Genomic DNA, 18,147 nt, shown 5'->3' on the forward strand with positions numbered 1-18,147 from the left:
GACACGGCGTGACGGCCGGCAAGGGTCACTGTGTGTAGCCATGCTAAGGGACGGAAAGAGAGTGTATGTCCCGGGTCGGGAGAGCCGCACGGGGGCAGCGGTGAACTCCCGCGGGGCGGGAAGCGGCCCGGCGAGCATCAGTTCGTCCCGAGGTTGTCGTCCAACTCTTTCCGGTATCTCACGAACTCGCTCTCTTTGTTGGTGAATTTGGTGATTCTATGCACCGGATCCGTCGTAACAAACCAGCGCCAGTCACCCTTTGCCGGGTACAACGCCGCCATCAGTGCCTTCTCTCCGGGGCTGGAGATCGGCGCTGGCGGCAGCCCCTTCTGGGCGTGAGCGTCATGCGGCGAGCCCGGTTCGGTGTCACTGCGCGTGATTCTGAGCGCCCGCGTGCGGTCCAGCCTGAGCGGCAGGTCACGCCTGAGCCGGTTGTAGATCACTCTAGCGATCTTCGGAAAGTCCGGCTCCGAACCGGCCTGCACCTGGACGATGCTCGCCACCGTGACGGCCTCCAGCGGCGTCAGCCGCACCCGCTCCGCCCGCTCACGCAGGCGGAGCTGCCTGGCGGTGACGCCGAACCGCTCCACCATCGAAGCGAGCACATCCACTGCCGTGGCCCCCGGCTCGACCTCGTACGTCGCCGGGAACAGGAAGCCTTCCACGCCGGTGGCGTACTCCGGCAGCCCCACCAGGGCGGGGTCCACCCCGCGCAGCGCGTCCAGCGGCAGGCCGGACTGCGCGGCGACGCGCCGCAGGGTCTCCGCTGCCCGCAGCCCCTCGGGCACGGTGACCCGCCTGACGACGCGCGAGCCCGGCGCGAGCAGCAGGTCGAGCGCCGCCTCCGCGGCCATGCCCTTGCGCAGCCGGTAGTGTCCCGGCCGCAGGCTGGCGGCCATCGAGCGCTGCTCGGCCACGTTGACGAACGAACGCGCGCTCGCCACCACCCCGGCCCCGGCCAGCGCCGAGGCCACGTCGGTGGCGGTCGCCCCGGGCGCGATCCGCACGGTCACCGCCTCACCGCCGGCGCCCTCGAAGTCGTCGGGGTCCACGTACGGCTTGACCATGCCATACGCCCCCGCCCCCAGGGCGAGCGCGGAGGCGGTCAGCCCGAGAGCGAGCACCGCCGGCCGCCGCCGCGGGGGCAGGGTCGGGCTGGTGGAGCCGCGGATCATGAGGCGGGGCCGTCGGCCGCCTCGGCGGGCGGGTCGACGGGCCTGCCTGGCGGCCTGTCCGTGACGCGCTCGGAGTCGAGCGCGTCCTGCAGCAGCACAACTGCGGCCGCCTGGTCGATGACGCCGCGCTGTTTCTTGGCGCGCACGCCGCTCGCCCGCAGGCCCTGCTGGGCCGCGACCGTGGTGAGCCGCTCGTCGAACAGCCGGACCGGCGTGGGCGCGAGCCGCCCGGCGAGGAGGGTGGCGAACTCGCGCGCCAGCTCCGCCGCCTTGCCCTCCCGGCCGGACAGCGAGGTGGGCAGCCCCACCACCACCTCGATCGCCTCGTGCTCCTCGGCGATCTCGGCGATGCGGTCGAGATCGCCCTTGCCCCGCCTGACCGTCTCCACCGGCGTGGCCAGCGTCCCCGAGGGGTCGCTGCGCGCCACGCCGATGCGTACGGACCCGACGTCCACGCCAAGCCGCGAACCGAACCTCATGTCAGCCGAGCTGCTCCGTGACGGCCTGTTCGACCTGCCGCAACGCGTCGTCGATCGCCTCCGGGCGGGTCCCGCCGCCCTGCGCGACGTCGTCCTTGCCGCCACCGCCACCCCCCAGCGCCTTGGCGGCGACGCCGACCAGTCTCCCGGCCTTGAGCCCTCGCTCGCGTCCCGCCTCGTTCACCGCGGCAACCACCACGGGCCGGTCGGAGGGGACACCGGCGATCACCATCACCGCCGGTCGGTCGGCCGGGAACCTGCCCCGCACGTCAAGCGCGAGCTTACGCAGGTCGTCGGCGCTGGTGCCATCAGGCGCGCGGTGTGTCACCACGGAGACTCCCCGCAGGTCACGGGCCTGGGCAGCGAGCTCGCCCGCCACCTGGAGCACCTGAGCGGAGCGGAGCCTGTCAAGGTCCTTCTCGGCGGCGCGAAGCCGGGTGACGATTCCGTCGATGCGCTCGGGCAACTCCTCGCGGCGCGCCTTGAGCTGCTCGGTGAGCTGCGCGACCAGCAGGCTCTCGCGAGCCAGGAAGCGGAAGGCGTCGATGCCGACCAGCGCCTCGACGCGGCGCACGCCGGCGCCGACCGACTGCTCGCCGAGCACCTTGACCAGGCCGAGCTGGCCGGAGCTGTGCACGTGGGTGCCGCCGCACAGCTCACGGGAGTAGTCGCCGATCTCGACCACGCGGACCTCGTCGCCGTACTTCTCGCCGAACATCGCCAGCGCGCCCATCGCCCTGGCCTCGGCCTGCGTGGTGTAGAAGGCGTTGACCTTGAGGTCGTTGATCAGAACCGCGTTGACCTCGTCCTCGACGTCGCGCAGCACGCTCTGCGGGACCGCGCCCGCCGCGGTGAAGTCGAAGCGGAAGCGGCCCGGCGAGTTCTCCGAGCCCGCCTGCGCCGCCGACTCGCCCAGCGCGTTCTTGAAGCCGCGGTGGACCAGGTGGGTGGCGCTGTGGCTGCGCGAGATCGCGCGGCGGCGCTCCAGGTCGATCTCGGCGTGCGCCTCGTCGCCGACCTTGAGCTCGCCGGTGCGCACCTTGCCGCGGTGCACGACCAGGCCCGCGAGCGGCGTCTGCACGTCGACGATCTCCACCTCGGCGCCGCCGGTGCGGATCACGCCCTGGTCGGCGAGCTGGCCGCCGCCCTCGGCGTAGAACGGGGTGCGGCCGAGCACGACCTCGACCGTGCTGCCCGCGTCCGCCGCGGGGACCGGGACGCCGTCGACCAGGATGCCGACCACGCTGGTGTCGGACTCGATCTCGTCGTAGCCGAGGAACTCGACCTTGCCGGCCTTCTCCAGGAGCTGCCCGAAGACGGAGATGTCAGAGTTGCCGGTCTTCTTGGCCGCCGCGTCCGCCTTCGCCCGCTCCCGCTGCTCCTTCATCAGGCGGCGGAAGCCCTCTTCGTCGACCTTGAGCCCCTGCTCGGCCGCCATCTCGAGGGTGAGGTCGATCGGGAAGCCGTAGGTGTCGTGGAGCTGGAAGGCCTGTGCTCCGGACAGCGTGCCGGCCGACTTGCGCTTGGTCTCCTCGACCGCCACGTCGAAGATCGCGGTGCCGGTGCGGAGCGTGCCGAGGAACGACGACTCCTCGGCGTCGATGACCCCGTGGATCTGCGGCGCGTCGGCCTTGAGCTCGGGATACTGCTCGGACATCACGTTGATCGCGACTTCGGTCAGCGTGTGCATGTAGCGCTCGTCGCCGGAGCCGAGCAGGCGCAGGTTGCGCACGGAGCGGCGCAGGATGCGGCGCAGGACGTAGCCGCGGCCCTCGTTGCCGGGCATCACGCCGTCGGCGACCATCATGGTGCCGGTGCGGACGTGGTCGGCGATGACGCGCAGGCTGACGTCGGTGCGCGGGTCCTGGCCATAGCGGGTCTTGGTGAGCTCCGCCGCCTTGTCGAGGATCTTGTAGGTGGTGTCGATCTCGTAGATGTTGTCGACGCCCTGCAGGATCGCCGCCATGCGCTCCAGGCCCATGCCGGTGTCGATGTTCTTGCTCGGCAGCTCGCCCGCGATGTCGAAGTCGACCTTGCTGCGCACCTCGCTGAGCTGGTACTGCATGAAGACGAGGTTCCACACCTCGAGGTAGCGGTCCTCGTCGGCGATCGGCCCGCCCTCTCGGCCGTATTCGGGGCCGCGGTCGTAGTAGATCTCCGAACAGGGGCCGCCGGGGCCGGGCACGCCCATGTGCCAGTAGTTGTCCTCCAGGCCGCGGCGCTGGATCCGCTCGGCGGGCAGGCCGACCTTGTTGCGCCAGATGTCGTACGCCTCGTCGTCCTCCTGGTAGACCGTCGCCCAGAGCCGGTCCTCGGGGAAGCCGAAGCCGCCCTCGGACTCGGGCTTGGTGAGCAGCTCCCAGGCGAACGGGATCACCTCGGCCTTGAAGTAGTCGCCGAAGGAGAAGTTGCCGAGCATCTGGAAGAACGTGGCGTGCCGGGTGGTCTTGCCGACCTCTTCGATGTCGGGGGTGCGCACGCACTTCTGGGCGGTGGCCAGCCGTGACCCCGGAGGCTTGCGCTGCCCCAGGAAGTACGGCTTGAACGGCACCATACCCGCGTTGACCAGGAGAAGCGTTGGGTCCTCAGCGATCAGGCTGGCCGAGGGCACTACTTTGTGCCCACGCTCCTCGAAGAAGCGCAGGAAGCGGCGCGCGATCTCTGCCGACTCCATGGTGGCCATCCTTTGCGTTAGTCGTTGGTTTCAGCGTTGTCGAGGCCGAAGCGGGCCCGCAACTCGATTTCGCGGCCGGCGGCCTCGCCGAGCGCGTCAGATGTAAAGTCTCTCACCCGCGTGAGCATTCCCGCAGCTCCGCTGGCGGTCCTGCGGGCCACATGGGTGGGGTGGAGCGCCTGCAGCCGGCGCAGCACCCACAGGGCGACGAACGCGCCGAGCGACATGTAGAACAGCCGCCTGATCATCGGCGCCCCGCCCCGCGCGGCCGGCGGGCCTCGATGGCCCGGCGCACGCCGTAGGTGAGGGACGACACCTTGATCAGCGGCCCGGTGAAGACGGTCTGGGTCACGGCGCTGAGCTTGGCGGCGTGCCCGCTGACCTGCTTGACGTCCCTGGCGATGGCTTCCACCGCGACGAGCTGCCTGTTGGTCTCGTTGACGGTCACGCTCATGTCGTCGAGCAGCGGCGTCAGGCGGGCGTTGAGCTCGGAGACCGCCTTGGTGGTCTCGTTGAGCAGCCTGGCGAGCTTGACGAGCACCATGGCGAGAACGCAGACCAGGACTATCCAGCCCGTGGCGGCGATCAGACCGGCGACCTCTCCAGCGGTAAGCATCCGCTCATCTCCCTCATACGCTGGGCCGGAACGGCAAGACCCTATCGCGTCTCGGCGACAAGGTCGGTGATGCAGACGGCCTCGGTAAGGCCTCGACGCCGGCGGCGGCCCGCTCCCGGGCCGTCCCATCGGGGCGCGCGCCGCGCTGATCTCGGGGGTGACCAGGCGTTCGGTCGCCGCGGCCGGCGGTTCGGATCGCCTACGAATCGCCGGGAACGCGCCCGTACGCCCGGACGGGAACACGGCGGGAGCCCGCACCGCGCGGCGGGACGGCGGAGAACAGCGCGCCCGCCGGCGGCATCCGGTCCAGCCCGCCCAGCCCCTCCACGACGACGATCCCCGCGTCGAGCAGCGCCTGCCGCGCGCTCGGGGCGCCTCCGGCGGGAGCGGTGCCGTCCAGCGTGTCGGCGTCCGTGCCGACCAGGGCGGCCCCCCGATTCACCAACCAGGCGGCGCCCGCGGGCGTCAGCGGGGCGCCCTCCCGCGCGCCCGTGTGCAGCAGTACGGCGCGGCCGCGGACGTCGAACGCGGCCAGGGCGCCCCCGTTGCCGAAGGTGATCACCGCGTCGAACGAGGCCCGATGGTCGGTCATGGGGAAGGAGCTCCTCTTCGAGGACGAAACGGGTCAGGCGCCTCTGAGGAAGTCGCGGATCTTCGCCCAGCGCTCGGCGACCGGGCCCTCGGCGCCGTGCTTGGTCGGCTCGTAGTAGCGGCGGTCGCGGACCTGCTCGGGGGCGTAGTCCTGGCGGACCAGGCCGTGGTCGAAGTCGTGCGGGTACTTGTAGCCGTCGCCGTGGCCGAGCTTGGCCGCCCCCGGGTAGTGGGCGTCGCGCAGGTGGCCGGGGACCTGGCCGATGAGGCCGCGGCGCACGTCGCCGATCGCCGCGCCGATGGCCTTGACCACGGCGTTGGACTTGGGCGCCAGCGCGCAGTGGATGACGGCGTGCGCGAGGTTGATCTGTCCTTCGGGCAGGCCGATGAGCTGCACCGCCTGGGCTGCGGCGACGGCCGTCTGCAGGCAGGTGGGGTCGGCCATGCCGACGTCCTCGGAGGCGAAGATCACGATGCGGCGGGCGATGAAACGCGGGTCCTCGCCCGCCTCGATCATGCGGGCGAGGTAGTGCAGGGCGGCGTCGGCGTCGGATCCGCGCATCGACTTGATGAACGCGCTGATGACGTCGTAGTGCTGGTCGCCCTGACGGTCGTAGCGGACGGCCGCCTTGTCGACGGCCTTCTCCACCACCTCGACGGTGATGTCGTCGGCGAGCAGCGCCGCCGCCTCCAGGTAGGTCAGCGACCGGCGGGCGTCGCCGCCGGCGAGCCGGACGAGGTGGTCGAGGGCCTCGGGCGCGAGGGTGGCGCGGCCGCCGAGCCCGCGCTCGTCCGACACGGCGCGCCGCAGGACGGCGCGGATGTCGTCGTCGGTCAGCGACTCCAGCGTGAGCAGCAGCGAGCGGGACAGCAGCGGCGAGATGACGGAGAAGAACGGGTTCTCGGTCGTGGCGCCGATGAAGGTGACCCAGCGGTTCTCGACCGCGGGCAGCAGGGCGTCCTGCTGGGCCTTGTTGAAGCGGTGGACCTCGTCCACGAAGAGCACGGTCTGGCGGCCGGACATGCCGAGCTCTCGGCGGGCGTTGTCGATGGCGGCCCGGACGTCCTTGACGCCCGCCGACACGGCCGAGATCTCGACGAAGCGGCGCTTGGTGACGTTGGACACCACGTAGGCCAGCGTCGTCTTGCCGGTGCCGGGAGGGCCCCACAGGAAGAGCGACATGGGCGCCTCGCTCTCCACCAGCCGGCGCAGCGGGGTGCCGGGGCCGAGCAGGTGACGCTGGCCGATCACCTCGTCCAGCGTGCGGGGGCGCATGCGAACCGCCAGCGGCTGCGGTGTGGCGTCCTCAGCCGCCGCGTCGAACAAACTCTCCACATCGAGAGGCTACCCCCACACGGCACGCGCTCCGGAGTCGCCGGCGCGGAAGACGTAGTAGGCGGCGGCCAGCGCCAGCACCACCGTCAGGCCCGACAGCACCAGCGTGCCGGCCCGGCCGAAGCGGTCGCCGCGGGAGGCGTAGACCAGCACCAGCGAGGCCGCGCCGAGGCCGAGAGCCGAAGCCAGCAGCGGGGTGGCGAACGACTCGTGGGTGGCGATGCTGTCGGCCAGCGCTCCCTCGGCCGTCGCGAAGCGTGCCTCCTTGAGCCTGGGGCCGCTCAGCCAGGAGGCGAACACCGCCGCGGCCGTGCCCAGGGAGAGCAGGACCACCGCCCACGCCGTCGCCGGGCGCCAGCGGGGCACCAGGGCGTACGCCACCGCGACCGCCACGAGCAGGGGGGTCAGGACCACGGCGAAGTGGACGACCAGAGCGTGGGTGGGCAGTCCGAAGACCTCATCGAACATGTCGGGGACTCCTTAGTTTCAATTTGAACTACGTATCCCCGAACCATATGGTTCCCGGCCTGTCTTGCCACAGTGGTCACTTTGCGTCACTTACGTCCAGCACATTGCGGGGCCGGTACCATTCGCGGAGTTGTTTGGTCATATGTAGGCAAAGATGGAGGACATACCGGTGAGCGGCGACGACGACCGCCAGAGCGAGTTGGCGCGTGAGCACAAGGAGCGGCAGGCGCAGCGCGCCGCCGAGCGAGCCGCCAAGGCGAGGCGCAACACCTTCATCGGCGCGGGCGTGGCCGTGGCCGTCGTGGCGGGCGGCATCTTCGCCGTGACCACCCTGGTCGGCGATGCCGAGCCCAGCGAGCCCGTCGCGGCCGAGAGCTCGGCGTCCGCCAGTCCGTCGCCGTCCGCGGCGCCGCCGACCACGGCGCAGCCGACGAAGAAGCCCGGCCCGGTGAGCTGCACCTACAAGCGGGACACCTCGGACGTGCCGATGAAGTACGTCGGAATGCCGCCCAAGAAGGCCGATCTGAAGCTCAAGACGATGACGGTCACCACCAACCATGGCGACATCGTCATCGACGTCGACCCGGCGGTCTCCCCGTGCTCGGTCAACTCGATGGCCTTCCTGGCCAAGAAGAAGTTCTACGACGACACCAAGTGCCACCGGCTGGCGACGCCCGAGACGTCGGGCCTGTTCCTGCTGCAGTGCGGCGACCCGAAGGCCAAGGCTGACGGCAAGAACCCGACCGACGGCCAGGGCACAGCCGGCTACGTCTTCCCTGACGAAGCCGTCGGCGTGGTCCCGTACGCCAAGGGCGTGGTGTTCCTGACGCAGCCGCTGGACGCCGCCGGGCAGAACAGCAGCCAGTTCGCCATCTCCCTGTCGGACGAGAACACCCAGCTCGAGCCGGTGTATTCGGTGCTCGGCATGGTCAGCTCCGGCCTGGAGATCATCGAAAAGGTCGCCAAGGACGGCGTCATCGTCAACGACCAGGACGTCGTCGGCGACGGCGGGTCCACGGCCCCGAAGAACCCGATCATCATCAAGAAGGTCACGGTCTCCTGACACGCGTACGGCAGGCGTCCCGAGACGCCTGCCGTTTCACCGCCTGGAGGAGCCCCCTCGTCAGGCCTCCGTCTTCGGCTTGGCGTCGACGCCCGCCTCCTTGCGCTGCTCAGCCGTGATCGGCGTGGGCGCGCCGGTGAGCGGGTCGAAGCCCGAGGCCGTCTTCGGGAAGGCGATCACGTCACGGATGGACTCGCCGTCCGACAGCAGCATGCAGATCCGGTCCCAGCCGTAGGCGATGCCTCCGTGCGGGGGCGGGCCGTACTTGAACGCCTCCAGCAGGAAGCCGAACTTGCTCTCCGCCTCCTCCTTGGAGATGCCGAGCACGTCGAAGACGCGCTGCTGCATCTCGGCCCGGTGGATACGGATCGAGCCGCCGCCGATCTCCATGCCGTTGCAGACCATGTCGTAGGCGTAGGCCAGGGCCTCGGCCGGATGGTCCTGGAAGGTGTCGGACCACTCGGGCTTGGGGCCGGTGAACGGGTGGTGCACGGCGGTCCAGCCGCCCTCCCCGTCCTCCTCGAACATCGGGGCGTCGACCACCCACAGGAACGACCACTGCGACTCGTCGATCAGGCCGCAGCGGCGGCCGATCTCCAGCCTGGCCGCGCCGAGCAGGTCGCGTGAGGCGTTCCTGGCCCCCGCGGCGAAGAACACCGCGTCGCCCGGCTTGGCGCCGACCTTGGCCGCCAGGCCCGAGGTCTCCGACTCCGACAGGTTCTTGGCCACCGGGCCGCCGAGCGTGCCGTCCTGCTGGACCAGCACGTAGGCCAGGCCCTTGGCGCCGCGGCTGCGCGCCCAGTCCTGCCAGCCGTCGAGCTCCTTGCGGGTCTGCGCGGCGCCGCCCGGCATCACGACCGCCCCCACGTAGTCCGCCTGGAAGACGCGGAAGGAGGTGTCGGCGAAGTAGTCCGTCATCTCGACGAGCTCCTGGCCGAAGCGCAGGTCGGGCTTGTCGGAGCCGTAGCGGGCCATCGCGTCGGCGTAGGTCATGCGCGGCAGCGGCATCGGGATCTCGTAGCCGAGGATCTCCCGCCAGAGCCGCCCGATCAGCTTCTCGCCGACCTCGATGACGTCCTCCTGGTCGACGAAGGACATCTCCACGTCGATCTGGGTGAACTCCGGCTGGCGGTCGGCCCGCAGGTCCTCGTCTCGGTAGCACTTGGCGAGCTGGTAGTAGCGCTCCAGCCCGCCCACCTGCAGAAGCTGCTTGAACAGCTGCGGCGACTGCGGCAGGGCGTACCAGCTGCCCGGCTGGAGCCTGACCGGCACCAGGAAGTCGCGGGCGCCCTCGGGCGTGGAGCGGGTCAGCGTCGGCGTCTCGACGTAGACGAAGCCGAGCTCGTGCATCACCTCGTTGGCCAGGTAGGTGGCCTTCGAGCGGGTGCGCATCGCGGTCGCGACCTGCTGGCGGCGGATGTCGAGGTAGCGGTACTTCAGCCGAGCCTCCTCCGACACCCCCACGTTGCCCTCGATCGGGAACGGCAGCGGAGCCGACTCGCTCAGCACCTCGACCCTGTCGGCCACGACCTCGATCGCACCGGTGGGCAGCTCGGGGTTCTCGTTGCCCTCGGGCCGCACCCTGACCTGGCCGACCACCTTCACGCAGTACTCGGCGCGCAGGTCGTGGGCGTGGTCCTCCTCGCGGAACACCACCTGCGCAGAGCCCGAGGCGTCGCGCAGGTCGATGAAGACGACGCCGCCGTGGTCACGGCGGCGGGCCACCCATCCTGCGAGGGTCACCTGCTGCCCGGCGTGCTCCTTGCGGAGCGACCCGGCCGTATGCGTGCGGATCACTGCACTTTCCCCTTCAAGACGTCTACGACCTGGGCCAGCGGCACCTCGGTCTGCTCAGCGGTGGTCAGGTCTTTCAGCTGCACGGCTCGCGCCGCGAGGTCACGCTCGCCCAGGATCAGCGCGAATCGCGCGCCGGATCGGTCGGCGCCCTTCATCGCGCCCTTGAGCCCCTTGCCGCCGAAGGCCATGTCGGCGCTGACACCCGCCTGGCGCAGCTCGTCGACGAGCAGGAACATCCGGCGGCGGGCGTCGTCACCCAGCGCGACACCGTACACCTGAAGGCGGCCGGGCGCGGCCTCGGCTAGCAGCCCCTCCGCCTCCATGGCCAGGAACGTGCGGTCGACGCCGAGCGCCCATCCGACGCTCGGCAGCGGCGGCCCGCCGAGCATCTCGCTCAGCCCGTCGTAGCGGCCGCCACCGCCGACGGCCGACTGCGAGCCGAGGCCGCCGTGCACGAACTCGAACGTGGTGCGGGTGTAGTAGTCCAGGCCGCGCACCAGCCGGGGGTCGTCCTCGAAGGCGACGCCCGCCGCCGTCAGCAGGGCCCGGACCTCCTCGTGGTAGGCCTTGCAGGCGGCGCACAGGTGGTCGACCACCAAGGGAGCGCCGCCGAGCTGGGCCTGCACCTCGGGCCGCTTGTCGTCGAGCACCCGCAACGGGTTGATCTCGATCCTGGCCCTGGTGTCCTCGTCGAGCTCCAGGCCGCGCAGGAACTCCTGGAGCGCCGCCCGGTAGGCGGGACGGCAGGTCCTGTCACCGAGCGAGTTGAGCAGCAGCCGTACGTCCTTCAGACCGAGGGAGGCGAACCCGCGGGCGGCGAGCACGACGAGCTCGGCGTCGATCGCCGGATCCTCGGAGCCGAGCGCCTCGGCTCCGACCTGCCAGAAGTGGCGGTAACGGCCCTTCTGGGCGCGCTCATAGCGGAACTGGCTGCCCGAATACCACAGTTTGATCGGAAGCTGTCCGTTGTGCAGGTTGTGCTGGAGCACCGCGCGCACCACCGACGCGGTGCCCTCGGGGCGCAGGGTGAGCGAGCGGCCCCCCCTGTCGGGAAAGGTGTACATCTCCTTGGAGACGATGTCGGTCGACTCGCCCACGCCTCTGGCGAACAGCTGGGTGTCCTCGAAGACGGGCGTCTCGATGTAGCCGTAGCCCGCTCGCCGTACCGGGGCGACGAGAGCCTCGCGCACGGCGAGAACCTGCTCGGAGCGGGGTGGCAGCCAGTCGAAGGTGCCCTTGGGTGCTTGGAAGCTCATTAGATCCCTCGTGTGGGACCGGCGTGCGGCGCGGCCTCCTTGAGATAAGGATTGGTGGCGCGCTCGCGGCCGATCGTGGTCTGTGGTCCGTGGCCCGGCAGGACGACCGTATCGTCAGGCAGCGGCAGGCACTTGGCAGCCAGGCTGCGCAGGATCGTCGGATAGTCGCCGCCGGGCAGGTCTGTGCGGCCGATGGAGCCGGCGAACAGCAGGTCGCCCGCGAACATGACGTCGTCAGCGGGCAGCCGGAAGCTCACCGACCCCCTGGTATGGCCCGGCGTGTGGTCGACCACCAGCTCCAGGCCGGCGAGCTCCAGCGTGGCGCCGTCGGACAGTTCGCGCACGTCGTCGGGCTCGGTGAAGGTGAGACCGCCGAACATCGAGGCGCTTCCCGGCGACAGGCCCGCGGCGGGGTCGCTCAGCAGGTGACGGTCCTCGGGATGGATCCACGCGGGGACGTCCCGCGCGCCGCAGACCGGCGCCACGGACCAGACGTGGTCGAGGTGCCCGTGGGTCAGCATGACCGCGACCGGCTTGAGCCGGTGCTCGCGCAGCAGCTCCTCGACACCCTCGACGGCGTCCTGACCTGGGTCGACGATCACGCACTCCTCGCCGGCAGCGGGCGCGACGACGTAACAGTTGGTCTGGAAGGCCCCAGCGGGGAAGCCTGCGATGAGCATCTGCCTCAGCTGATCTCGTCAAAAAGCCAATGGGAATGTAACCGAAGGGTACCGGTGCGGGTCGCCGGGCTGCGAATCATTACCCGTTGGTCGATACGATTCGCCCACCTCAGTTGATTCACTATGGGAGGCAAAGCGGTGGCCACGGGGAAGGACCGGCAGAAGCAGCTGGCACGCGAGCACCACGAGCGGCAGTTGCAGCGCCGCATCGAGCGCGAGCAGCGCAACAAGCGCACCGCGATCATCGGCTCCACAGTGGGAGTCGTCGTCGTGGTGGGCGGCATCGTCGCCGCGGTGGCGCTGTTGGGCGGGGGCGACCAGCCGACCGACGCGTCCGCCTCGCCTTCGGCCTCGGCGCCGTCGGCGCCGCAGGACACCGCCTCGGCATCGCCGGCGGCGCAGCCCAAGCCGTACGACGCCGCGACCGGGACCTGCGGTTACGTCGCCGACACCACCGGCGGCACGGTCAAGGACGTCGGCATGCCGCCGGAGAAGGTCAAGCTCAAGCCGGCGACCAAGACCATGACGCTCGACACGAGCCTCGGCGACATCGTGGTGGAGCTCGACAACGCCAAGGCGCCGTGCACGGTCAACTCGCTGCAGCACCTGGCGGACAAGAAGTTCTACGACGGCAGCAAGTGCCACCGGCTCGGCAACGAGAAGTTCCCGATGCTGCAGTGCGGCGACCCGACGGCCAAGGCCGACGGCAAGGGCCAGCAGGACGGCGCGGGCGGCCCCGGCTACGTGATGGTCGAGGAGAACCTCAAGGGCGCCGCCTACAAGCGTGGCGTGATGGCCATGGCCAAGACCCAGGCGCCCGGGACGACCGGAAGCCAGTTCTTCCTCGTATATGGCGACATCGGGCTCACCCCCGATTACACGCCGGTGGGTACGATCACCAAGGGGCTCGACATCCTGGACAAGGTAAACAAGGCGGGCGTCGTCGGCGATTCGGGCGATGGCACCGGAGCGCCCAAGCAAACCGTAGAAATCAAAGACGTGACAATCAGTGGCAAGAGCTGACGTAATACAAACTAGGGACGAGAAGTCCCGAAGGGTCTGATGGATAGTGCGGGAGGACACGGTGAGCACCGACCCGTGGGGCCGGGTAGACGACGACGGCACCGTCTACGTGCGAACGGCTGAGGGAGAGCGGGCCGTCGGGTCCTGGCAGGCCGGTGAGCCCGAAGAGGCACTGGCCTACTTCCATCGCAAGTACGACGAACTGGCCGGCCAAGTCCAGCTGCTGGAGCAGCGGGTCAAGGGCACCGACCTGGCGCCCGCTCAGGCGGAGGCCAGCATCGTCAAGCTGCGCGAAGCCGTCGCCGACGCGCATGCCGTCGGCGACCTGGCAGCGCTGACGGCACGTCTCGACGGCCTGACGGAGCTGGTCGCGCAGCGCCGCGAGGAGGTCAAGGCCGCCCGCGAGCAGGCACGCGCCGAAGCCAGGACGGTCAAGGAAGGCATCGTCGACGAGGCCGAGCGCATCGCCGAGGAGACCACCCACTGGAAGTCCGGAGGCGAGCGGCTGCGCCAGCTCGTCGAGGAGTGGAAGGCCGCCGACCGCATCGACCGGGTCACCGAGGCCGCGCTGTGGAAGCGGCTGTCGGCCGCCCGCACCGCCTTCGCCAAGCGGCGCAAGGTCTACTTCGCGGGCCTGGACGAGCAGCGCGAAGGCGTGCGCGCCGCCAAGGAGGCGATCGTCGCCGAGGCGGAGGCGATCGCCGAATCCACCGACTGGGCTCAGACGGCGGCCGTCTACCGGGATCTGATGCAACGCTGGAAGAGCGCCGGCAGGGCCTCCCGCGAGGCCGAGGACGAGCTGTGGGCACGCTTCAAGGGCGCCCAGGACCAGTTCTTCCAGGCACGCTCGGCCGTATTCGCCGAGCGTGACGCCTCCCTCGCGGCGAACGCGGAGGTGAAGGAGGAGCTGCTGATCGAGGCCGAGAAGCTGCTGCCCATCACCGACGTGCGCACCGCCAGGGCGACGCTGCGTCATCTCCTGGAGCGCTGGGAGGCCGCCGGCCCGGTGCCGCGCGAGCAGCGTGACCGGCTCGAAGGCGGGCTGCGCAAGGTGGACGACGCGGTGCGCAAGGCCGAGGACGCCGAGTGGAAGCGCTCCAACCCCGAGGCCCGCGCCCGCGCCCAGAGCACGGTCGACCAGCTCCGCACCTCGATCGAGCAGCTGGAGAAGCGCCTGGCCAAGGCTCAGGCGGCCGGTCGCGCCAAGGACGTCAAGGAGGCCGAGGAGGCCATCACGGCCCGCCGCTCCTGGCTGGAGGAGGCCGAGCGCACGCTGGCGGAGTTCAGCTAGAGGCATGGAGGCCGGCGCGGGCCGAGGCGTCTTCGCAGCGGCGGGCACGCCCGCCGCGCCGGTCTACGGCCGGGTGTGCCCGACCGGCACATTCCGCGCCTTCTTCACCGCGGCTTTGCCGGCCCGCTCACGCGCCGATCCCCGAGGTCGTAACGCGGTCGAACCGGGCCGCCTGATGGTGAGCATGACGGCCGTCGGACAGTGGCCGGCCACCAGCGGACCGCCGACCTCTCCGGCCGGCACCGGCGGCGGTGTGCCTAGGGTGTCGGTCATGGATCCCGTGACTGATGCGCGCACCCTGGTCGACGAGCTCTTCCCGGACGCGCTGTTCGCCTTCCTGGGCGGCAGCGTGGTGACCGGGCGCCGGACCAGCACCTCCGACCTGGACATCGTGGTCGTGATCGACGCCCTGGCCACGCCCTACCGCGAGTCCCGCAGGTGGCGCGACTGGCCGGTGGAGCTGTTCGTGCACAGCCAGACCAGCCTGGCGGCCTACGCCGAGCACGACTTCGACCGGCGGCAGCCCACCATGCCCCGGATCTGCGCCGACAGTGTCGTGCTGCTCGACCGCACCGACGGCCTGGCCACGGCCGTCCAGCGCGAGCTGGGCGAGCGGCTGGCCGCCGGGCCTGGCGCGACGGCCCCCGCGGCGCTGGAGCGTAACCGTTACGTCCTGTCGGACCTGCTGGACGACCTCACCGACGCGGCCGATCCGGGCGAGCGGGCCTTCACCGGCTGGAACGTCGTCCAGCACACCGCCCTGCTGGCCCTGTCCCTGTCGGGCGGCTGGCACGGCACCGGCAAATGGCTGCTGCGTGAGCTGCGCGCGCACGACCCCGAGCTGGCCGATGAGCTGCTCGCCGCACGCGAGGACCCGGCGCGGCTGGCCGCCGTGGCCGGTGAGGTGCTCCAGCGGGCCGGCGGGCGGCTCTGGGAGGGCTATCGGGCCGCCCCGGACCCCTTCCACCGGCCGCTGCGTCACATCACCTCAGCCGATCTGTCCGGCGACACGGCGCAGTCGTCCGGCATGCGCAGGTTGGCGGCGATCAGCAGCGGCACGACCGGCTCGCGGCGGCTGTGGATGGGGCAGACCCACGTCGCCCCGGCGACCCGGTCGGCCGACCACCACCACGGCGAGTCCGAGACCGCCATCCATGTGATCAGCGGCACGCCCTCGTTCGTGTTCCTGGACCCGGACGGCGGCGCCGAGACCCGCATCGAAACCGGCCCCGGCGACTACATCTTCGTCCCGCCCTACGTCCCGCACCGCGAGGAGAACCCGGACCCGTCCGAGGAGGCGGTCGTGGTCATCGCCCGCAGCACGCAGGAGGCGATCGTGGTCAACCTGCCCGATCTCAGGTATCGGTGACGCTCAGCCGCCCGCGCCGCTGACCCGGTAGACGTCGAAGACGCCCTGGATGCCGCGCACGGCCTTCAGGACGTGGCCGAGGTGCTTGGGATCGCCCATCTCGAAGGTGAACTTGCTGATCGCCACCCGGTCGCGCGAGGTCGTGACCGACGCGCTCAGAATGTTGACGTGCTGGTCGGACAGGGTGCGGGTGACGTCGGAGAGCAGGCGGGGACGGTCGAGCGCCTCCACCTGGATCGCCACCAGGAACACGCTGTCGTCGCCCGGCGACCAGCTCACCTCCACCAGCCGGTCCGGCTGCGTCTTGAGCTGCTCCACGTTCGTGCAGTCGGCGCGGTGCACCGACACGCCGTGGCCACGCGTCACGAAGCCGACGATCTCGTCACCGGGCACCGGGGTGCAGCACTTCGACAGGCGTACCCACACGTCGGCGTCACCCGCCACCACCACGCCGGCGCCGCCGCCCCTGGGGCGGCCGCGCAGGCGGGTCGGCAGTGCGGTCTCGGCGATGTCCTCCTCGGCGCCGTCAACCCCGCCGATGGACGCCACGAGCTTCTGCACGACCGTCTGCGCGGCCGTGTGGCCCTCGCCCACTGCCGCGTAGAGGGCCGACACGTCGGGGTAGCGCAGGTCGCGCGCGAGCGCCAGCAGCGCCTCGCCGGACATCAGCCGCTGCAGCGGCAGGCCCTGCTTGCGCATGGCCCGGCCGATGGCCTCCTTGCCCGCCTCGATCGCGGTCTCGCGGCGCTCCTTGGAGAACCACTGGCGAATCTTGTTGCGCGCGCGACCGGACTTGACGAACTTCAGCCAGTCACGCGAGGGTCCGGCGTCGGGTGACTTGGAGGTGAAGATCTCCACGGTGTCGCCGTTGCCGAGCCGCGACTCCAGCGGCACCAGCCGCCCGTTGACGCGGGCGCCGATGCACCGGTGGCCGACCTCGGTGTGCACGGCGTAGGCGAAGTCGACCGGGGTGCCGCCCTCGGGCAGGGCGATGACCTGGCCCTTCGGGGTGAAGACGTAGACCTCCGACACCGACAGGTCGAAGCGGAGCGACTCGAGGAACTCGCCGGGGTCGGACGTCTCCTTCTGCCAGTCGAGGAGCTGGCGCAGCCAGGCCATGTCGCTGCCCGGCTTGACCTTGCCCGCGGGGCCCGGCCCGCCGACCTCCTCCTTGTACTTCCAGTGGGCGGCCACGCCGTATTCGGCCCTGTGGTGCATGCCGTGGGTGCGGATCTGCAGCTCGACCGGCTTGCCCTCGGGACCGATCACCGTCGTGTGCAGCGACTGGTACATGTTGAACTTGGGCATCGCGATGTAGTCCTTGAACCGGCCGGGGACCGGGTTCCAGCGCGCGTGGATCGTGCCGAGGGCCGCGTAGCAGTCGCGCACGCTGTCGACGAGGACCCGGATGCCCACCAGGTCGTAGATGTCGTCGAAGGCGACGTCGCGGGCGATCATCTTCTGGTAGACCGAGTAGTAGTGCTTCGGCCTGCCCTTCACCACGGCGCGGATCTTCGCCTCGCGCAGGTCGCCCGAGACCTTCTCGATGACCTCCTGCAGGAACAGGTCGCGGCGCGGGGCCCGCTCCGACACCATGCGCGCGATCTCGTCGTAGCGCTTGGGGTAGAGCATGGCGAAGGCCAGGTCCTCGAGCTCCCACTTGATCGTGTTCATGCCGAGGCGGTGGGCCAGCGGCGCGAAGATCTCCAGGGTCTCGCGCGACTTCTGGTGGCGCTTGTGCTCGGGCAGGTAGCGCATGGTGCGCATGTTGTGGAGCCGGTCGGCCAGCTTGATGATCAGCACCCGGATGTCGCGCGACATGGCGACGACCATCTTGCGGACGGTCTCGGCCTGGGCGGCGTCGCCGAACTTGACCTTGTCCAGCTTGGTGACGCCGTCGACCAGCGACCCGATCGTGTCGCCGAAGTCGGAGCGGAGCTCCTCCAGGCCGTAGGCCGTGTCCTCGACCGTGTCATGCAGCAGGGCGGCGCAGAGCGTCTCGTCGTCGGTGCCGAGCTCGGCCAGGATCGTCGCCACGGCCAGCGGATGGGTGATGTACGGGTCGCCGCTCTTGCGCTTCTGATCGCGGTGGTGATAGGCCGCCACGTCGTAGGCGCGCTCGATGAGGCGCAGGTCGGCCTTGGGGTGGGTGGCGCGAACCGTCCGGAAGAGCGGCTCCAGCACCGGATTCATGGCCCCACCCCCAAACCGCCTTCGGCGTGCCGCGGGCGCGCCGGACACTGTCTCGGCACTGCCTGCTTCCGCTACGTCGGGCACGACCACATCACGGGGCACACAGACTCCTTACGTTCGAGTCCAGATCCCCCAG

At 70.6% G+C, this 18,147-nt stretch carries 17 protein-coding genes; 4 read left to right on the forward strand and 13 right to left on the reverse strand.

Annotated elements, in window-relative coordinates; translation table 11 throughout:
* Positions 1-137: 137 nt before the first annotated feature.
* The 8 genes from mltG to V5E28_RS32740 all read right to left on the reverse strand — a co-directional run bounded on the left by mltG (position 138) and on the right by V5E28_RS32740 (position 7,339).
* The gene (gene mltG, locus V5E28_RS32705) at positions 138-1,175 is read right to left on the reverse strand and encodes an endolytic transglycosylase MltG (protein ID WP_336212703.1); all 1,038 of its coding nucleotides are present in this window, start codon (positions 1,173-1,175) and stop codon (positions 138-140) included.
* On the reverse strand, positions 1,172-1,654 hold the full coding sequence (gene ruvX / locus V5E28_RS32710; protein ID WP_336212705.1) for a Holliday junction resolvase RuvX: 483 nt from the start codon (positions 1,652-1,654) through the stop codon (positions 1,172-1,174). The genes mltG and ruvX overlap by 4 nt, the downstream gene beginning before the upstream one ends.
* Position 1,655: 1 nt before the next feature.
* Positions 1,656-4,328, reverse strand: a complete 2,673-nt coding sequence (gene alaS / locus V5E28_RS32715) for an alanine--tRNA ligase (protein ID WP_336212707.1) — start codon at positions 4,326-4,328, stop codon at positions 1,656-1,658.
* Between the two features lie 17 nt (positions 4,329-4,345).
* Positions 4,346-4,576, reverse strand: coding sequence for a hypothetical protein (locus V5E28_RS32720; protein WP_336212708.1), 231 nt, complete (start codon positions 4,574-4,576; stop codon positions 4,346-4,348).
* Positions 4,573-4,944 carry a DUF948 domain-containing protein gene (locus V5E28_RS32725; RefSeq protein WP_336212710.1) on the reverse strand — a complete coding sequence of 124 codons (372 nt, stop codon included), beginning with the start codon at positions 4,942-4,944 and terminating at the stop codon, positions 4,573-4,575. The genes V5E28_RS32720 and V5E28_RS32725 overlap by 4 nt, the downstream gene beginning before the upstream one ends.
* A gap of 199 nt (positions 4,945-5,143) precedes the next feature.
* Positions 5,144-5,536 (reverse strand): hypothetical protein, encoded by a 393-nt coding sequence (locus V5E28_RS32730; RefSeq protein WP_336212712.1) that lies wholly within the window; start codon positions 5,534-5,536, stop codon positions 5,144-5,146.
* Positions 5,537-5,569: 33 nt separating this feature from the next.
* Positions 5,570-6,871 carry a replication-associated recombination protein A gene (locus tag V5E28_RS32735; protein WP_442945903.1) on the reverse strand — a complete coding sequence of 434 codons (1,302 nt, stop codon included), beginning with the start codon at positions 6,869-6,871 and terminating at the stop codon, positions 5,570-5,572.
* Positions 6,872-6,880: 9 nt separating this feature from the next.
* Positions 6,881-7,339 carry a DUF2231 domain-containing protein gene (locus V5E28_RS32740; protein WP_336212713.1) on the reverse strand — a complete coding sequence of 153 codons (459 nt, stop codon included), beginning with the start codon at positions 7,337-7,339 and terminating at the stop codon, positions 6,881-6,883.
* A gap of 154 nt (positions 7,340-7,493) precedes the next feature.
* Here V5E28_RS32740 and V5E28_RS32745 point away from each other — a divergent pair, with 154 nt between their 5' ends.
* Positions 7,494-8,402 (forward strand): peptidylprolyl isomerase, encoded by a 909-nt coding sequence (locus V5E28_RS32745; RefSeq protein ID WP_336212714.1) that lies wholly within the window; start codon positions 7,494-7,496, stop codon positions 8,400-8,402.
* 60 nt (positions 8,403-8,462) lie between these two features.
* Here the strand turns inward: V5E28_RS32745 and aspS are convergent, their stop codons facing one another.
* The 3 genes from aspS to V5E28_RS32760 are packed head-to-tail and all read right to left on the reverse strand — an operon-like array spanning position 8,463 to position 12,135.
* Positions 8,463-10,199, reverse strand: a complete 1,737-nt coding sequence (aspS, locus tag V5E28_RS32750; RefSeq protein ID WP_336212716.1) for an aspartate--tRNA ligase — start codon at positions 10,197-10,199, stop codon at positions 8,463-8,465.
* Positions 10,196-11,455, reverse strand: coding sequence for a histidine--tRNA ligase (gene hisS / locus V5E28_RS32755; RefSeq protein WP_336212718.1), 1,260 nt, complete (start codon positions 11,453-11,455; stop codon positions 10,196-10,198). The genes aspS and hisS overlap by 4 nt, the downstream gene beginning before the upstream one ends.
* Positions 11,455-12,135 (reverse strand): MBL fold metallo-hydrolase, encoded by a 681-nt coding sequence (locus V5E28_RS32760; protein WP_336212719.1) that lies wholly within the window; start codon positions 12,133-12,135, stop codon positions 11,455-11,457. Before V5E28_RS32760 ends, hisS begins: the two co-directional genes overlap by 1 nt.
* Before the next feature lie 138 nt (positions 12,136-12,273).
* On the opposite strand from V5E28_RS32760, the gene V5E28_RS32765 reads away from it, so the two are divergent.
* Both V5E28_RS32765 and V5E28_RS32770 read left to right on the forward strand, forming a co-directional pair.
* Entirely contained in the window at positions 12,274-13,158 is an 885-nt protein-coding gene (locus tag V5E28_RS32765; protein ID WP_336212721.1) for a peptidylprolyl isomerase, read from the forward strand.
* Positions 13,159-13,219: 61 nt separating this feature from the next.
* Positions 13,220-14,449, forward strand: a complete 1,230-nt coding sequence (locus V5E28_RS32770; protein WP_336212723.1) for a DUF349 domain-containing protein — start codon at positions 13,220-13,222, stop codon at positions 14,447-14,449.
* A 63-nt stretch (positions 14,450-14,512) separates the two neighbouring features.
* Here the strand turns inward: V5E28_RS32770 and V5E28_RS32775 are convergent, their stop codons facing one another.
* Positions 14,513-14,722, reverse strand: a complete 210-nt coding sequence (locus V5E28_RS32775) for a hypothetical protein (protein WP_336212724.1) — start codon at positions 14,720-14,722, stop codon at positions 14,513-14,515.
* Between V5E28_RS32775 and V5E28_RS32780 the strand changes: the two genes are divergently transcribed.
* Positions 14,721-15,818 (forward strand): cupin domain-containing protein, encoded by a 1,098-nt coding sequence (locus V5E28_RS32780; RefSeq protein ID WP_336212725.1) that lies wholly within the window; start codon positions 14,721-14,723, stop codon positions 15,816-15,818. The two genes, V5E28_RS32775 and V5E28_RS32780, sit on opposite strands and share 2 nt — an antisense overlap.
* Before the next feature lie 3 nt (positions 15,819-15,821).
* Here the strand turns inward: V5E28_RS32780 and V5E28_RS32785 are convergent, their stop codons facing one another.
* Positions 15,822-18,011 carry a RelA/SpoT family protein gene (locus V5E28_RS32785; protein ID WP_336212727.1) on the reverse strand — a complete coding sequence of 730 codons (2,190 nt, stop codon included), beginning with the start codon at positions 18,009-18,011 and terminating at the stop codon, positions 15,822-15,824.
* Positions 18,012-18,147: the final 136 nt, after the last annotated feature.

Origin of the sequence: Nonomuraea sp. LPB2021202275-12-8 (genome assembly GCF_037044575.1) — a bacterium.
GTDB lineage: Bacteria > Actinomycetota > Actinomycetes > Streptosporangiales > Streptosporangiaceae > Nonomuraea.

Bases quoted from the DNA above. Each gene is read 5' to 3' on its own strand.
- mltG (WP_336212703.1), bottom strand. From the start codon at position 1,175: ATGATCCGCGGCTCCACCAGCCCGACCCTGCCCCCGCGGCGGCGGCCG.
- ruvX (WP_336212705.1), bottom strand. From the start codon at position 1,654: ATGAGGTTCGGTTCGCGGCTTGGCGTGGACGTCGGGTCCGTACGCATC.
- alaS (WP_336212707.1), bottom strand. From the start codon at position 4,328: ATGGAGTCGGCAGAGATCGCGCGCCGCTTCCTGCGCTTCTTCGAGGAG.
- V5E28_RS32720 (WP_336212708.1), bottom strand. From the start codon at position 4,576: ATGATCAGGCGGCTGTTCTACATGTCGCTCGGCGCGTTCGTCGCCCTG.
- V5E28_RS32725 (WP_336212710.1), bottom strand. From the start codon at position 4,944: ATGCTTACCGCTGGAGAGGTCGCCGGTCTGATCGCCGCCACGGGCTGG.
- V5E28_RS32730 (WP_336212712.1), bottom strand. From the start codon at position 5,536: ATGACCGACCATCGGGCCTCGTTCGACGCGGTGATCACCTTCGGCAAC.
- V5E28_RS32740 (WP_336212713.1), bottom strand. From the start codon at position 7,339: ATGTTCGATGAGGTCTTCGGACTGCCCACCCACGCTCTGGTCGTCCAC.
- V5E28_RS32745 (WP_336212714.1), top strand. From the start codon at position 7,494: ATGGAGGACATACCGGTGAGCGGCGACGACGACCGCCAGAGCGAGTTG.
- hisS (WP_336212718.1), bottom strand. From the start codon at position 11,455: ATGAGCTTCCAAGCACCCAAGGGCACCTTCGACTGGCTGCCACCCCGC.
- V5E28_RS32760 (WP_336212719.1), bottom strand. From the start codon at position 12,135: ATGCTCATCGCAGGCTTCCCCGCTGGGGCCTTCCAGACCAACTGTTAC.
- V5E28_RS32780 (WP_336212725.1), top strand. From the start codon at position 14,721: ATGGATCCCGTGACTGATGCGCGCACCCTGGTCGACGAGCTCTTCCCG.
- V5E28_RS32775 (WP_336212724.1), bottom strand. From the start codon at position 14,722: ATGACCGACACCCTAGGCACACCGCCGCCGGTGCCGGCCGGAGAGGTC.
- V5E28_RS32785 (WP_336212727.1), bottom strand. From the start codon at position 18,011: ATGAATCCGGTGCTGGAGCCGCTCTTCCGGACGGTTCGCGCCACCCAC.